Annotated in this window: 14 protein-coding genes and 1 tRNA gene; 7 read left to right on the forward strand and 8 right to left on the reverse strand. The window is 69.1% G+C overall.

Annotated elements, in window-relative coordinates:
* Together OG453_RS02170 and nth are read right to left on the reverse strand one after the other, a co-directional pair.
* Positions 1-774 (reverse strand): CoA pyrophosphatase, encoded by a 774-nt coding sequence (locus OG453_RS02170; protein ID WP_323178592.1) that lies wholly within the window; start codon positions 772-774, stop codon positions 1-3.
* 106 nt (positions 775-880) lie between these two features.
* On the reverse strand, positions 881-1,792 hold the full coding sequence (nth, locus tag OG453_RS02175) for an endonuclease III (protein ID WP_266863933.1): 912 nt from the start codon (positions 1,790-1,792) through the stop codon (positions 881-883).
* A 303-nt stretch (positions 1,793-2,095) separates the two neighbouring features.
* Between nth and OG453_RS02180 the strand changes: the two genes are divergently transcribed.
* Positions 2,096-2,770, forward strand: a complete 675-nt coding sequence (locus OG453_RS02180; RefSeq protein WP_016642758.1) for a Crp/Fnr family transcriptional regulator — start codon at positions 2,096-2,098, stop codon at positions 2,768-2,770.
* A 175-nt stretch (positions 2,771-2,945) separates the two neighbouring features.
* Here OG453_RS02180 and OG453_RS02185 read toward each other — a convergent pair whose 3' ends face one another.
* From OG453_RS02185 to OG453_RS02200, 4 genes are all read right to left on the reverse strand, one after another.
* Positions 2,946-3,776 carry an MBL fold metallo-hydrolase gene (locus OG453_RS02185; protein ID WP_266863935.1) on the reverse strand — a complete coding sequence of 277 codons (831 nt, stop codon included), beginning with the start codon at positions 3,774-3,776 and terminating at the stop codon, positions 2,946-2,948.
* Positions 3,777-3,854: 78 nt separating this feature from the next.
* A complete protein-coding gene (locus OG453_RS02190) occupies positions 3,855-4,721 on the reverse strand; it encodes an NUDIX hydrolase (protein ID WP_266863937.1) in 867 nt (288 codons plus the stop codon).
* Between the two features lie 86 nt (positions 4,722-4,807).
* Positions 4,808-5,278, reverse strand: coding sequence for a RidA family protein (locus OG453_RS02195; RefSeq protein ID WP_266863939.1), 471 nt, complete (start codon positions 5,276-5,278; stop codon positions 4,808-4,810).
* Positions 5,275-5,436, reverse strand: coding sequence for a DUF4177 domain-containing protein (locus tag OG453_RS02200; RefSeq protein WP_003975360.1), 162 nt, complete (start codon positions 5,434-5,436; stop codon positions 5,275-5,277). Before OG453_RS02200 ends, OG453_RS02195 begins: the two co-directional genes overlap by 4 nt.
* Positions 5,437-5,518: 82 nt before the next feature.
* Here OG453_RS02200 and OG453_RS02205 point away from each other — a divergent pair, with 82 nt between their 5' ends.
* Both OG453_RS02205 and OG453_RS02210 read left to right on the forward strand, forming a co-directional pair.
* Complete coding sequence (locus OG453_RS02205; RefSeq protein WP_266863941.1) at positions 5,519-6,499, forward strand: ArsA-related P-loop ATPase; 981 nt, start codon at positions 5,519-5,521, stop codon at positions 6,497-6,499.
* Positions 6,496-7,926 carry an ArsA family ATPase gene (locus OG453_RS02210; RefSeq protein ID WP_266863943.1) on the forward strand — a complete coding sequence of 477 codons (1,431 nt, stop codon included), beginning with the start codon at positions 6,496-6,498 and terminating at the stop codon, positions 7,924-7,926. Before OG453_RS02205 ends, OG453_RS02210 begins: the two co-directional genes overlap by 4 nt.
* A gap of 52 nt (positions 7,927-7,978) precedes the next feature.
* Here OG453_RS02210 and OG453_RS02215 read toward each other — a convergent pair whose 3' ends face one another.
* Positions 7,979-8,323: a WhiB family transcriptional regulator gene (locus tag OG453_RS02215; RefSeq protein ID WP_167828965.1), complete on the reverse strand. Its 345-nt coding sequence runs from the start codon at positions 8,321-8,323 to the stop codon at positions 7,979-7,981.
* Between the two features lie 514 nt (positions 8,324-8,837).
* Here OG453_RS02215 and OG453_RS02220 point away from each other — a divergent pair.
* Complete coding sequence (locus OG453_RS02220) at positions 8,838-11,096, forward strand: transglycosylase domain-containing protein (protein WP_266863947.1); 2,259 nt, start codon at positions 8,838-8,840, stop codon at positions 11,094-11,096.
* 130 nt (positions 11,097-11,226) lie between these two features.
* Here the strand turns inward: OG453_RS02220 and OG453_RS02225 are convergent, their stop codons facing one another.
* On the reverse strand, positions 11,227-11,691 hold the full coding sequence (locus OG453_RS02225) for a GatB/YqeY domain-containing protein (protein WP_266863949.1): 465 nt from the start codon (positions 11,689-11,691) through the stop codon (positions 11,227-11,229).
* A gap of 75 nt (positions 11,692-11,766) precedes the next feature.
* Between OG453_RS02225 and OG453_RS02230 the strand changes: the two genes are divergently transcribed.
* The 3 genes from OG453_RS02230 (at position 11,767) to OG453_RS02240 (ending at position 13,856) form a co-directional block, all read left to right on the forward strand.
* Positions 11,767-12,693, forward strand: coding sequence for a metallophosphoesterase (locus OG453_RS02230; RefSeq protein ID WP_266863951.1), 927 nt, complete (start codon positions 11,767-11,769; stop codon positions 12,691-12,693).
* Positions 12,694-12,805: 112 nt separating this feature from the next.
* Positions 12,806-12,879: transfer RNA gene (locus OG453_RS02235), tRNA-Pro, on the forward strand.
* Between the two features lie 458 nt (positions 12,880-13,337).
* Positions 13,338-13,856, forward strand: a complete 519-nt coding sequence (locus OG453_RS02240) for a calcium-binding protein (RefSeq protein WP_266863953.1) — start codon at positions 13,338-13,340, stop codon at positions 13,854-13,856.
* Positions 13,857-13,942: the final 86 nt, after the last annotated feature.

The raw sequence follows: 13,942 nt of genomic DNA on the forward strand, positions 1-13,942 counted from the left end.
TCATGCGCGCCAGTCGAGCGGGACCTGCTTCGTGCGGTCCCAGGGGCGCTCCCAGCCCGCGAAGTGCAGGATCTTGTCGATCACCCCGGCCGTAAAACCCCAGACCAGAGCGGATTCGACCAGGAAGGCGGGACCTTCGTGGCCGCGCGGGTGGACGGCCGTCGCGCGGTTGTCGGGATCCGTGAGATCGGCCACGGGGACCGTGAAGACGCGGGCCGTCTCGGCCGGATCGACCACGCCTACGGGACTGGGTGAACGCCACCATCCCAGTACGGGCGTGACGACGAAATCGCTCACCGGGATGAAGAGGCGGGGCAGCACGCCGAAGAGCTGGACGCCGCGGGGGTCGAGCCCGGTCTCCTCCTCGGCCTCGCGCAGGGCGGCCCTCAGGGGGCCGTCCGTCTGCGGATCGCCGTCCTCGGGGTCGAGGGAGCCGCCCGGGAAGGAGGGCTGGCCGGCGTGCGAGCGCAGGCTCCCGGAGCGCTCCATGAGGAGCAGCTCGGGTCCTTGGGCGCCCTCTCCGAAGAGGATCAGTACGGCGGACTGGCGTCCGGCGCCGCTCTCCGGGGGCAGGAAGCGGCTGAGCTGGGTCGGCTTGACGGTCTGAGCGGCGCGGACGACGGGGGTCAGCCAGGCGGGGAGGCCTTCGGTGCTGAGGCGCACGTGGCCGTTGGGGCTGTCTGTGCGGCCGTGCTCATTGGGGGTGCCGGTGTGGCCGTGCTCATTGGGGCTGCCCGTGCGGCCGTGCCCCTGGAAGCCGTTCCCGTTCGTCATGTGCGCATCGCTCGTGTCGGTTGTCTCGCCTGTATCGCTCGCGTGCGTCATCGGCACCCCCGTCCAACTGTGGACAACGCCTGTGGCCCCTCGGTTGGTTCCTCGCTCATGCGGCGCCCAGTGGCGGCGCCGCCTTTCCCGGGTAGTCCGGCGGGGGCTTGAGGCGCTGGCCCGGCAGGCCGCCCATCTCGTACTTGAGGAGTTTCTTCGCCTTCTCCGGGTCGGTCTCGCCCTCCCCGTACGACGGGCAGAGGTCGGCGATGGGGCAGGCGCCGCAGGCGGGCTTGCGGGCGTGGCAGATGCGGCGGCCGTGGAAGATCACCCGGTGCGAGAGCATCGTCCACTCGCTCTTCGGGAAGAGGTCGGCGATGGCGGCCTCGACCTTCTCCGGGTCGGTCTCCTCGGTCCACTTCCACCGGCGGACGAGGCGCCCGAAGTGGGTGTCCACGGTGATTCCGGGGACTCCGAAGGCGTTGCCGAGCACCACGAACGCCGTTTTGCGGCCTACGCCGGGCAGCTTGACCAGGTCCTCTATGCGGCCGGGGACCTCGCCGCCGTGGTTGTCCCGGAGGGCCGCGGAGAGTCCCATGATCGACTTCGTCTTCGCCCGGAAGAACCCGGTCGGCCTGATCAGTTCCTCGACCTCTTCGGGGTTGGCCGCGGCCAGGTCCTCCGGGGTCGGGTACGCGGCGAAGAGGCGCGGTGTCGTCTGGTTCACCCTCAGGTCGGTGGTCTGCGCGGAGAGGACCGTGGCCACCAGGAGCTCGAAGGGGTTCTCGAAGTCCAGCTCGGGGTGCGCGTACGAGTACACCTCGGCGAGCTCGCGGTTGATGCGGCGGGCGCGGCGAACGAGGGCGGTACGGGACTCGGGCTTGGTTTGTTTTTTTGCGGGGTTGGCCTTCTTGGTGGGGGTGGGGTTCACCGCGGCGGTGGGCTTCTTCGTCGCCGTCGTCGCCGTCTTCTTCTTTGCCGCTGCCGTCGTCGTCTTCTTCGCTGCAGGCTTCCTCACCGGTGGCATCCTTGTCCCTTTTGTCTCATTCTCTGGTTCAGAGGAAGCCTGTTCGCCCACAGCGGAATCACGGCGTGCGGTCACCCTTCCAGCCCCCCTTGGCCTGTGCTCTCACCGGCTTTTTGGACACCCGGCCAGCCTAGAGCCCGGCACTGACATCCGCCCCTGACCCCATGGATCGGCCCCCAATTGGCCCCCTCCTGCATGGCATGCGACACCAGTACGGCATCCTTGTGACAGATCACACTGTTTGGACCGTCCGGCAAAATGGGGAGCACGGTCCCCTGATGCAGGTCGACAAGGAGAGAACTCGTGGACGACGTTCTGCGGCGCGCCCCGCTCTTCGCGGCGCTCGATGACGAGCAGGCCGCGGAGCTCCGCGCCTCCATGAGTGAGGTGACGCTCGCGCGCGGGGATGCTCTGTTCCATGAGGGCGACCCCGGAGACCGCCTTTATGTGGTCACCGAGGGCAAGGTGAAGCTCCACCGGACCTCACCCGACGGGCGCGAGAACATGCTCGCGGTGCTCGGTCCCGGCGAGCTCATCGGTGAGCTCTCGCTGTTCGACCCGGGTCCGCGTACGGCAACCGCCTCCGCCCTCACCGAGGTCAAGCTGCTCGGCCTGGGGCACGGCGACCTCCAGCCGTGGCTGAACGCGCGGCCCGAGGTGGCCGCCGCGCTGCTGCGTGCCGTCGCCCGGCGCCTGCGCAAGACCAACGACCAGATGTCCGACCTGGTCTTCTCCGACGTGCCCGGGCGTGTGGCCCGCGCGCTCCTCGACCTGTCGCGCCGCTTCGGTGTGCAGTCCGAGGAGGGCATCCACGTCGTGCACGACCTCACGCAGGAAGAGCTGGCCCAGCTGGTCGGCGCCTCCCGCGAGACGGTCAACAAGGCGCTCGCGGACTTCGCCGGGCGCGGGTGGCTGCGGCTTGAGGCTCGCGCGGTGATCTTGCTGGATGTGGAGCGGTTGGCCAAGCGCTCTCGCTGACGCCGGTGCGCTGACGCTGTGTCTTACGTGGATGGGGTTCCGCCTGTTTTGAGGCTGGGCCCCATCCGTGCTTGCTGTACAGGCTTTTCCCGCCCACCCGCACGATTGCCCGGCGGGGTGGCGCAAGCCCGGACTTGACCCTCACCCGGACGTTCCGCGGCCCTGAACCAGGCCGTCAGATCAGGCCGTGCTCCCGCAGGTAGTCCAGCTGGGCACGGACCGAGAGTTCCGCCGCCGGCCACAGGGAGCGGTCGACGTCCGCGTACACGTGGGAGACGACGTCCGCGGGGGCCACGTGGCCGTTCTCGACGGCCGTCTCCACCTGGGCCAGGCGGGTCGCGCGGTGCGCGAGGTAGTACTCGACGGCGCCCTGCGCGTCCTCCAGGACCGGTCCGTGGCCCGGCAGGACCGTGTGCACGCCGTCGTCGACCGTCAGGGACCTGAGGCGGCGCAGCGAGTCCAGATAGTCCCCCAGGCGGCCGTCAGGGTGCGCCACGACCGTCGTACCGCGGCCCAGGACCGTATCCCCCGTCAGGACGGACTGATCGGCCGGGAGATGGAAGCACAGGGAGTCCGCGGTGTGGCCCGGCGTCGGCACGACGCGCAGCTCCAGGCCGCCCGTCGTGATCACGTCACCCGCGGCGAGGCCCTCGTCGCCGAGGCGCAGCGCCGGGTCGAGGGCCCGGACGTTGCTGCCGGTCAGCTCGGCGAAGCGGGCGGCGCCTTCCGCGTGGTCGGGGTGGCCGTGGGTGAGGAGGGTCAGGGCCACACGCTGACCGGCCTTCTCGGCGGTGGCGATGACGTTCTGGAGGTGCGCGTCGTCCAGAGGGCCGGGGTCGATGACGACCGCGAGGCCGGAGTCCGGCTCCGCGACGATCCAGGTGTTGGTGCCGTCGAGGGTCATCGCGGACGCGTTGGGCGCGAGCACGTTGACCGCGCGGGCCGTTGCGCGACCGCTGAGCACTCCACCCCGGGGCTGTCCGGGAAGGGCGGCGGCTTCGGTCATGCGGGGTTACTCCCGTTCGGGTGGGGTGGAGTGACGGTGCGGGTCACGGTCCAGGTGGCAGCGGGTGGGCCCCGGGGTTCACTTGGGCTCGCCCGTAGGGATGTGTTTGGTGAACTCCTCGTGGCCTGGCCAGGTCAGGGTCAACTCGCCGTTCTCCAGGCGCGCTTGGGCCAGGACCGGGGTCAGGTCCCGCTCCGGGGCGGCGGCCAGGGCGTCCGCAGCGGACGCGTACGGGCTCAGCTGGCGCAGGGTCGCGATGGTCGGCGGCATCATCAGGAGCTCGCCGTTGTCGTACCCCTCCGTGGCCTTGCCCGGAGCGATCCACACCGTACGGTCCGCCTCCGTAGAGGCGTTGCGCGTGCGCTGCCCCTCCGGAAGCACCGCCACGAAGAAGAACGTGTCGTACCGCTTCGGCTCGAACTCCGGAGTGATCCACCGCGCCCAGGCGGCAAGCAGATCACTACGGAGGACAAGCCCCCGGCGGTCCAGGAACTCCGCGAAGGACACCTCGCGGGCCACCAGCGCCTCGCGGTCCGCCTCCCAGTCCTCACCCGTCGTGTCGCCGACGACCGTCGAGGGGCTCGGCCCGGCCAGCAGCACGCCCGCCTCCTCGTACGTCTCGCGGACGGCGGCGCACACGATCGCCTGGGCGCCCGGCTCGTCCACGCCGAGCCGCGCCGCCCACGACGCGAGGGAGGGGCCCGCCCACCTCACCAGGTGGTCGTCGTCGCGCGGGTCCACGCCGCCGCCCGGATACGCGTACGCGCCTCCGGCGAAAGCCATGGAGGCGCGTCTGCGCAACATGTGTACGGCGGGGCCCGCCGCGGAGTCCCTCAGGAGCATGACCGTGGCGGCCCGGCGCGGAGTCGCCGGCGTCAGTTCGCCGCTGCTCAGCGCCCGGATGCGATCGGGCCACTCCGGGGGATACCACTGCCCATTAGCCATGGGCGGAGGCTATCCCCTGGCGGGCTGATGTTCGAGAGGCAACTATCGGGTGCTCCAGGAGAGCAAAAACCACCCCCGCGCAGCCCTCACGCCTCGGTCAGTTCCGCCTGGATCTCGACCTCGACCGGCGCGTCCAGCGGCAGGACCGCCACGCCCACGGCGCTGCGGGCGTGCACGCCCTTGTCGCCGAGGACCTCGCCGAGCAGCTCGCTCGAGCCGTTGATCACTCCGGGCTGGCCCGTGAAATCGGGGGCCGAGGCGACGAAGCCGACGACCTTCACGACGCGCGCGACCCGGTCCAGGTCGCCGATGAGGGACTTCACCGCGGCGAGCGCGTTCAGGGCGCAGGTACGGGCCAGTTCCTTGGCCTCCTCCGGGGTCACCTCGGCGCCGACCTTGCCGGTCACCGGAAGCTTGCCCTCCACCATCGGGAGCTGCCCCGAGGTGTACACGTACACACCGGACTGGACGGCCGGCTGGTAGGTCGCCAGCGGCGGAACCACCTCCGGCAGGGTCAGTCCGAGCTCGGCAAGGCGAGCATCCACGACGCCGCTCATGCCTGCTTCTCCCGCTTCAGGTAGGCCACGAGCTGCTCAGGGTTGTTCGGCCCGGGCACGACCTGGACGAGCTCCCAGCCGTCCTCGCCCCAGGTGTCCAGAATCTGCTTCGTGGCATGGACGAGCAGCGGCACGGTTGCGTATTCCCACTTGGTCATACGGCCGACTGTAGCCGCTGTGAGGCGCTGCTCACGGTGGCCTCCTGCGTAGCCCGGACGGCGACTGGTTAGGCTCACAAGTGTGAGCAGGCTCCAGGTCGTCAGCGGCAAGGGTGGTACCGGCAAGACCACGGTGGCCGCCGCCCTAGCGCTCGCCCTCGCGACGAAGGGCAAGCGCACCCTTCTCGTGGAGGTCGAGGGCAGACAGGGCATCGCGCAGCTCTTCGAGACCGAAGCGTTGCCCTACGAGGAGCGGAAGATCGCCGTCGCTCCGGGGGGCGGGGAGGTGTACGCCCTCGCCATCGACCCCGAGCTCGCGCTCCTCGACTACCTCCAGATGTTCTACAAGCTGGGGGGCGCAGGACGCGCGCTCAAGAAGCTCGGCGCCATCGACTTCGCCACCACCGTCGCGCCGGGCCTGCGGGACGTCCTGCTGACGGGCAAGGCCTGCGAGGCCGTACGCCGCAAGGAGAAGAGCGGGCGTTTCACGTACGACTACGTGGTGATGGACGCCCCGCCGACCGGGCGCATCACGCGCTTCCTGAACGTGAACGACGAGGTGGCGGGGCTCGCCAAGATCGGGCCGATACACAACCAGGCACAGGCCGTGATGCGGGTCCTCAAGTCCCCTGAGACGGCGGTGCACTTGGTGACGCTGCTCGAGGAAATGCCGGTCCAGGAGACCGCCGACGGGATCGCCGAGCTGCAGGCGGCGAAGCTGGCCGTGGGGCGGGTCATCGTGAACATGGTGCGGCCCGCCCTGCTCGACGAGGCCTCGCTCGAGCTGGGCCTTGAGCAGACCCCGCGGGCGGCCATCGCCAAGTCCCTGTCGGCCGCGGGCCTCGGCGGCGCGCGGCGCGGCGGCAACGCGGAGCGGCTGGTCGACCCGCTCCTTGAGCAGGCCGCCGAGTACGCCGAGCGGTACGCCCTTGAGCGCGACCAGCGGGCCGTGCTCGGCGATCTCGGCCTGCCCTCGCACGAACTCCCGCTGCTCGCAGGGGGGATGGACCTGGCGGGGCTCTACGACCTCGCGACGGAACTGCGGAAGCAAGGGATCGCATGACGACGTCCGACCCGGCACGCACCCCTGACCCGGCGCGCACCGACCCGGTACGCCCCCTCGACCCGGCCCGCAGCCTCGACGTGGACAGGCTGCTCGACGACCCGAAGACCCGCATCGTCGTGTGCTGCGGCTCCGGAGGCGTCGGCAAGACGACCACGGCGGCCGCGCTCGGCCTGCGTGCCGCGGAACGGGGCCGCAAGGTCGTCGTCCTCACCATCGACCCGGCGCGCAGGCTCGCGCAGTCCATGGGGATCGACTCGCTCGACAATGTGCCGCGGCGGGTCAAGTCCATCGAGAGCTCCTCCGGCGCGGGCGAGTTGCACGCGATGATGCTCGACATGAAGCGCACCTTCGACGAGATCGTCGAGGCGCACGCGGACAAGGAGCGGGCGAGCGCGATCCTCAACAACCCCTTCTACCAGTCGCTTTCGGCGGGCTTCGCGGGCACGCAGGAGTACATGGCGATGGAGAAGCTGGGGCAGCTGCGCTCCCGCGACGAGTGGGATCTGATCGTCGTCGACACCCCGCCCTCGCGCTCGGCCCTCGACTTCCTTGACGCTCCGAAGCGCCTCGGTTCGTTCCTGGACGGGAAGCTGATCCGGCTGCTCATGGCTCCCGCGAAGGTGGGCGGCCGGGCCGGGATGAAGTTCCTGAACGTGGGCATGTCGATGATGACGGGGGCCCTGGGCAAGCTGCTCGGCGGTCAACTGCTGCGTGACGTGCAGACGTTCGTGGCCGCGATGGACACCATGTTCGGCGGTTTCCGCACCCGCGCGGACGCCACGTACCGGCTGCTGCAGGCGCCCGGCACGGCGTTCCTCGTGGTGGCGTCGCCGGAGCGGGACGCTCTGCGGGAGGCGGCGTACTTCGTGGAGCGGCTGGCCGCCGACGACATGCCGCTCGCCGGTCTCGTGCTGAACCGGGTGCACAGCAGCGGCGCCGCCCGGCTTACGGCCGAGCGGGCACTTGCTGCCGCGGAAAATCTTGATGAGAGCCGCATTGTGGATCAGGGGGACGGGAAGGTTGGAGGGCGTACCTCCTACGAGGCTCTCGCCGACTCCCCCGAGACTCCCGAGACCTCCGAGACTCCCAAGACATCCGAAAGCCCTGAGAATCCCGCACCTTCTGAACTTCATGAGCGGTCGCTGCTTGATGAGCCGTCGGCCGAGCCGCTGCCGGCCCCGCGGTCGGCCACAGAGCCGTCCGTCGAGCAGCTGACCGCCGGTCTGCTGCGGCTGCACGCCGAACGTATGCAGTTGCTCGCGCGCGAACAGCGCACACGCGACCGTTTCACCGCGCTCCACCCCGAGGTGGCCGTGGCCGAAGTGACCGCTCTGCCGGGCGATGTGCATGACCTGGCAGGCCTTCGGGCCATCGGGGACCGGCTCGCGGCCGGTGCTGATGGTGATCCGGCCGGAGCTGCCTGAGCAGCGGGTCTATCCCACTGCCGCGGTGGTTCGTCCCACCCGCCGCGGCGGTCTATCCCACCGCCGCGTAGCTCTCGTACGTCTCGTCGTCCTCCAAGTCCACGGGCAGCAGGCCCGCGCCACGCTCGTACTCGGAGCGCGCCGTCTCAAGCAGCCGGCGCCATGAGGTGACGGTGGGACGCCTGCGCAGCAGTGCGCGGCGTTCCCGCTCCGTCATGCCACCCCACACGCCGAACTCGACGCGGTTGTCCAGCGCGTCGGCCAGGCACTCGGTCCGCACCGGGCAGCCGGTGCACACCGCCTTGGCCCTGTTCTGCGCTGCTCCTTGAACGAACAGTTCATCTGGATCGGTAGTGCGGCAGGCCGCCTGCGCACTCCAGTCGGTTACCCAGCCCATACCGGCGCCGTCCTCTCCCGAATCGAGGCTCCCCCACGGCGGCAGCGGCATATTCACCGCCGCCAGTTGAGGACGTTACGGAAGGTGGCGACAGCGCAACACCCCCTTCGGGCCCAATCTTGAATGGCCCGAACGGACTATGCGTAAGCGGCAGATCACCCGACGGAGTGAGCTGGCGACATGCGTGAGGAACCCGGCATAAGCGGGCATTTCAGTTGAGTCACAACGGGCACCGGATGGCGCATGAGGCGAATTCGGACACTCCCTCAAGCTCTCCAGGAGCCGGAGGTGCCCCCTCGTCAGATTCGGGGATGACGGCAGGGTTGTTGCTGAACCGCACTGCTGTGACAGTTGAGAGCAGCTTAGGCCAAGGCATTGAGGCCTGTCCGGCGAATCAGAACGTGGGCACGACAGCGGGCGACCGCTGCTCTCCGATGTCACGATCCGGCACTCGAACATCCCGAGGAACACCCGCTCCCTCGGAACGTCCTTGACTACGGATTAGGCTGCCCTCATGGGAAAGAAGCGCTCCGGCGGTGGTCTGTCACCAACTCAGCAGGCCGCGAAGTTCCTAGGTGTCAGCGTCCTCGCGGGAGCGGTGCTGGCCGGGATCGCCCTGCCCGCGGCCGGTGCGCTCGGCCTCGCGGCCAAGGGTTCGGTCGAGGGGTTCGACGAGATCCCCGCCAACTTGAAGCAGCCGCCGCTGAGTCAGCGCACCACGATCCTCGACGCCAAGGGCGGAGCGATCGCGACGGTCTACTCACGTGACCGCACCGTGGTGCCGCTCAAGGAGATCTCGCCGTACATGCAGAAGGCGATCGTCGCGATCGAGGACGCCCGCTTCTACGAACACGGCGCGGTCGACGCGAAGGGCATCCTGCGCGCGCTGAACCAGAACGCGCAGAGCGGCGGCGTCTCCCAGGGCGCGTCCACGCTCACCCAGCAGTACGTGAAGAACGTCTTCGTGGAGGAGGCCGGTGACGACCCGACGAAGGTCGCCGAGGCCACCCAGCAGACGCTCGGGCGCAAGATCCGCGAGTTGAAGTACGCGATCCAGGTCGAGGACAAGCTCGGCAAGAAGCGCATCCTCAGCAACTACCTGAACATCACCTACTTCGGGCAGCAGGCGTACGGCGTCGAGGCCGCGTCCCAGCGGTACTTCTCCAAGCCGGCCAAGGACCTGAAGATCCAGGAAGCCGCGCTGCTCGCCGGCATCGTGCAGTCCCCCAGCCGGTACGACCCGGTCAACGACACGCAGGAAGCCACCAAGCGCCGCAACGTCGTCATCCAGCGGATGGCGGAGACGCACGACATCACGCAGGCGGAGGCCGAGGCGGCGAAGAAGAAGCCGCTCGGCCTGAAGGTGAGCAAGCCGAAGAACGGCTGCATCACGGCGGTCAGCGGCGCCGGGTTCTTCTGTGACTACGTACGCGAGGTCTTCCTCTCCGATCCGGTCTTCGGCAAGACGAAGGAGGACCGGGCCAAGGTCTGGAACCAGGGCGGGCTGCAGATCAAGACGACGCTCGACCCGCAGGCGCAGCAGTCGGTGCAGGCCTCGATAAAGGATCACGTCAATCAGACGGACGACGTGGCGACGGCGGCCACCATCGTCGAGCCGGGCACCGGCAAGATCCTGGGCATGGGCCAGTCGCGCCCCTACGGCATCAACCTCAAGGCCAACGAGACCTCGATGAATCTGTCCGTGGACCAGGACATGCGGGGCGGCGCGGGCTACCAGCCGGGTTCGACTTTCAAACCCATCGTCGCGGCGGCCGCCCTGGAGGGTGGCATGCCTCCTACGAAGAGCTACGGCTCGCCGTACGAGATGCCTTATCCGGAGCGTGTCGCGGCCTGCGACGGCAAGGAGTGGGTGAACTCCGGCGGCGCGAAGCTCACCAATGAGAACGAGTCCGAGGTCGGCCCCTACGCCATGAAGGAAGCGACCGCGAAGTCGGTCAACACCTACTACGTGGAGATGATCGGCGACATCGGGATCTGCCCGGTGACGAAGATGGCCAAGAAGATGGGCGTCGAGCGGGCCGACGGCAAGAAGATGGACCAGGCGCCGTCGATCGCACTCGGCACCCAGGAGATGTCACCACTGACGATGGCGAGCGCGTACGCGACGTTCGCCGCGCGCGGCGAGTACTGCACGCCCATCGCCATCGAGTCGATCTCCGCTCCGGGCGGCAAGTCGCTGCCGGTGCCGAAGTCGTCGTGCTCGCGCGCCATGTCGACGAAGACGGCCGACACGATCAACACCCTCCTGAAGGGCGTCGTCGAGGACGGAACCGGCCAGCAGGCCGGCCTCGGCTCCCGCCCCAGCGCGGGCAAGACCGGTACGACCGACTTCCGTTACGCCGCCTGGTTCGTCGGCTACACGCCGAACATGTCGGGCGCGGTCTGGGTCGGCGACCCGCAGCACAAGCGGCAGATGGTCGACATCACCATCGGCGGTGTCCCGTACGGCAAGGTCTTCGGTGGCGAGGTGCCTGGCCCGATCTGGCGCGACGCGATGAGCGGCGCCCTCGCGGGCAAGCCCGCACCGGGCTTCAACACCGTCCACATCCCGGACGGCGACAGAGACAAGGACAAGGACAAGCCCCACGACGACAACAAGCCGGGCGGCGGCGGTGGCAACGACGGCGGCGGCAACGGTGACGGCGGTGGCGGCGATCCCTGGCCGGACATCTCCCTCCCGCCGGACGTCATCGGCGGCGGTGGGAACGGCGGGAACGGCAATGGGGGCGGGATCGGCGGCTGGGGCCGGTAGGTCTTCCCTTTAGTGCGTGAATGAGGGCGCCTTAGTACGTGGATGAGGGCGCCCCCTGACTTCAGGGGGCGCCCTCATCCACGTACGCGCGTGGCTGTTCGCTCAGCAGTCTCCACCGAACCGTCTGTGCTCAGCCCGCGAGCAGTTTCTTGACCGCGGCGGCGACACGGCCGCCCTCGGCCAGGCCCGCGACCTTCGGGTTCACGATCTTCATGACCTGGCCCATGGCGCGCGGCCCCTCGGCGCCGGCGGCCTTCGCCTCCTCGACGGCCTGGGAGACGATCGCGTCGAGCTCGTCGTCCGAGAGCTGCTTGGGCAGGTACTCGGCGAGGATCTCACCCTCCGCCTTCTCCTTCGCGGCCTGCTCGGCGCGGCCGCCGTCGGCGAAGGCCTCGGCGGCCTCACGGCGCTTCTTCGCCTCCCGGGCGATCACCTTCTGCACCTCGTCGTCGGAGAGCTCGCGGGCCGTCTTGCCCGAGACCTCCTCCTTCGTGATCGCCGTCAGGGTCAGCCGGAGCGTCGAGGAGCGCAGCTCGTCACGCCCCCTGATCGCGGCGGTGAGGTCTTCCTGGAGCTTCGACTTGAGCTTGGTCATGCGGTGATTGTCGCAGGTGTGTACGGCCCGACGCCCGCTGATTTACCGGGGCTTCGGGTCTGACACGATGGAAGTATGCGCGCGCGATACGCAGTACCCCTGGGCATCACGGCGACGGCCGCGGCCGGTCTCGCCTACTCGGTGGGCTTCGAGGCCCGTTCCTTCCGGCTGCGGCGGGTGACCGTCCCCGTACTGCCGACGGGGATGCGCCCCTTGCGGGTCCTCCAGGTCTCGGACATCCACATGGTGTCCGGGCAGCGCAAGAAGCAGCGCTGGCTGCGCTCGCTGGCGGGGCTCCGCCCCGACTTCGTGATCAACACGGGCGACAACCTCTCCGACCCCGACGGCGTCCCGGAGACACTGGACGCGCTCGGCCCGCTGATGCGGTTCCCCGGGGCGTACGTCTTCGGCTCGAACGACTACTACGGCCCGAAGCCGCGCAACCCCGGCCGCTACCTCATCGAGAAGGCGCAGGGCAAGCACGGCCTGAACGGCAACGCACCCGCCGTCGGCGTGATCCACAACCCGTGGGAAGACCTGCGCGACGGCTTCGACGCGGCGGGCTGGGTGAACCTGACGAACACGCGGGGCGCGCTGAAGATCGAGGGCTACGAGATCGGTCTCACCGGCCTGGACGACCCGCACATCAAGCGCGACCGGTACACGCGCGTGGCGGGCGGTCCGGACGCCGGGGCCGACTTCTCGATGGGCATCGTGCACGCCCCGTACCTGCGCACCCTGGACTCCTTCACTGCGGACGGCTATCCGCTGATCCTGGCGGGCCACACCCACGGCGGCCAGCTCTGCATCCCCTTCTACGGGGCGCTGGTCACCAACTGCGACCTGGACACGGACCGCGTGAAGGGCCTGTCGACGCACGAGGCGGAGGGCCGCAGGTCGTACCTCCACGTCTCCGCAGGCTGCGGCGCCAACCGCTACACCCCGATGCGCTTCGCCTGCCCACCGGAGGCAACACTCATGACCCTGACGCCGAGGCCCTGAGAGCTCTGCGGGGCCGGGCCCGGAAAACCGGATTTCGTCTCCGGCCGCCGGTCCGCTAAAGTAATCGATGTCGCCACGGCCTGCAGCAATGCGGGACGCGGAGCAACGACATCGGGGTGTAGCGCAGCTTGGCAGCGCGCTTCGTTCGGGACGAAGAGGTCGTGGGTTCAAATCCCGCCACCCCGACAGCTGAAACAGCAGGTCAGGCCCGGTTTCCAGAAATGGGAACCGGGCCTGACTCGTTCTCTGGTGACGTTTGGGGAGTCAGCGGGGAGTGGATCGTGGAGATCTCTCCCGGGGACGTCGACCACCGATGACTGCGGATGAACTCCGCAGTGGCAGCGATCGGCTGACCGCCGCCCTTCCAGGCCCGGTTGCCGTTCATCGGGAAGCTGACCGCGTTGCCCTTCAGATGCCCCTGATTGCACTGTCGGGGCTTCAGCTGCCTGATCTCGATCGCTCTCGCAGGTGAACGAATCCTGGTTCGGGCGTGTTCACGTGCCGTTCTGCCTTTGATTTGCGGTGCGGGCCACCGTTTGTGGGTCTCCAGGCGGCCCGTCACGTTCGCAGATCAGTGGAGGAGAAGGTATAGGGGCAGGTTGGTCGGGCTGCGTGGACCCCGTCGGCGCGTGCTGTATCCGTTGATGGCCGGGGCCCTCGTGGTCGGGGGCCGATCGGTGCTCCCCGGGGGCGGCAACGACACAATCTGCCTCGGCGACGGGAACGACCGGGGCACCGCATCCGGCGACAGCAAGCTGTTCGCCGGGCCCGGCGATGACACCATCTTGTGGAGCCGCGGCGCGGTCGTGGCCTTCGGCGAGGCAGGGAACGATGTCTTCCGGCCCGGGTGGTACGGCATTCGCGGCTCCGGGCTGACTCTCGACGGCGGTGACGGCAACGACACGATGACAGGTACTCACAAGGGCGACACCCTCAACGGCGGAGCGGGCGACGACATCCTCTGCGGTGGGACCGCCTACTCCGACGGCTGTGTGGAAACCATCCGGGACGGCGCCGACGAACTGTACGGCGGTAACGACAACGACACCCTCGACGGCGGTGCAGTGATCCCCGCCGGCACCACACCAGGCGATCTGGCCAGCGGCGATGACGGACACGACATCTGCCGCAACGTCGACCGGTCAAACGGCTGCGAAGCCTGACCCGACCCAGACCACAACCCGACTGATCACACCAAACGTCACACCTGCCCGGGTCGGTGAACCGACCCGGGCGCATCCGGGGCCAC

Origin of the sequence: Streptomyces sp. NBC_01381, from assembly GCF_026340305.1 — a bacterium.
In the GTDB taxonomy this organism is placed as follows: domain Bacteria; phylum Actinomycetota; class Actinomycetes; order Streptomycetales; family Streptomycetaceae; genus Streptomyces.

Bases quoted from the DNA above. Each gene is read 5' to 3' on its own strand.
- OG453_RS02170 (WP_323178592.1), bottom strand. From the start codon at position 774: ATGACGAACGGGAACGGCTTCCAGGGGCACGGCCGCACGGGCAGCCCC.
- nth (WP_266863933.1), bottom strand. From the start codon at position 1,792: ATGCCACCGGTGAGGAAGCCTGCAGCGAAGAAGACGACGACGGCAGCG.
- OG453_RS02185 (WP_266863935.1), bottom strand. From the start codon at position 3,776: ATGACCGAAGCCGCCGCCCTTCCCGGACAGCCCCGGGGTGGAGTGCTC.
- OG453_RS02190 (WP_266863937.1), bottom strand. From the start codon at position 4,721: ATGGCTAATGGGCAGTGGTATCCCCCGGAGTGGCCCGATCGCATCCGG.
- OG453_RS02195 (WP_266863939.1), bottom strand. From the start codon at position 5,278: ATGAGCGGCGTCGTGGATGCTCGCCTTGCCGAGCTCGGACTGACCCTG.
- OG453_RS02200 (WP_003975360.1), bottom strand. From the start codon at position 5,436: ATGACCAAGTGGGAATACGCAACCGTGCCGCTGCTCGTCCATGCCACG.
- OG453_RS02210 (WP_266863943.1), top strand. From the start codon at position 6,496: ATGACGACGTCCGACCCGGCACGCACCCCTGACCCGGCGCGCACCGAC.
- OG453_RS02215 (WP_167828965.1), bottom strand. From the start codon at position 8,323: ATGGGCTGGGTAACCGACTGGAGTGCGCAGGCGGCCTGCCGCACTACC.
- OG453_RS02220 (WP_266863947.1), top strand. From the start codon at position 8,838: ATGGGAAAGAAGCGCTCCGGCGGTGGTCTGTCACCAACTCAGCAGGCC.
- OG453_RS02225 (WP_266863949.1), bottom strand. From the start codon at position 11,691: ATGACCAAGCTCAAGTCGAAGCTCCAGGAAGACCTCACCGCCGCGATC.
- OG453_RS02230 (WP_266863951.1), top strand. From the start codon at position 11,767: ATGCGCGCGCGATACGCAGTACCCCTGGGCATCACGGCGACGGCCGCG.
- OG453_RS02240 (WP_266863953.1), top strand. From the start codon at position 13,338: ATGGCCGGGGCCCTCGTGGTCGGGGGCCGATCGGTGCTCCCCGGGGGC.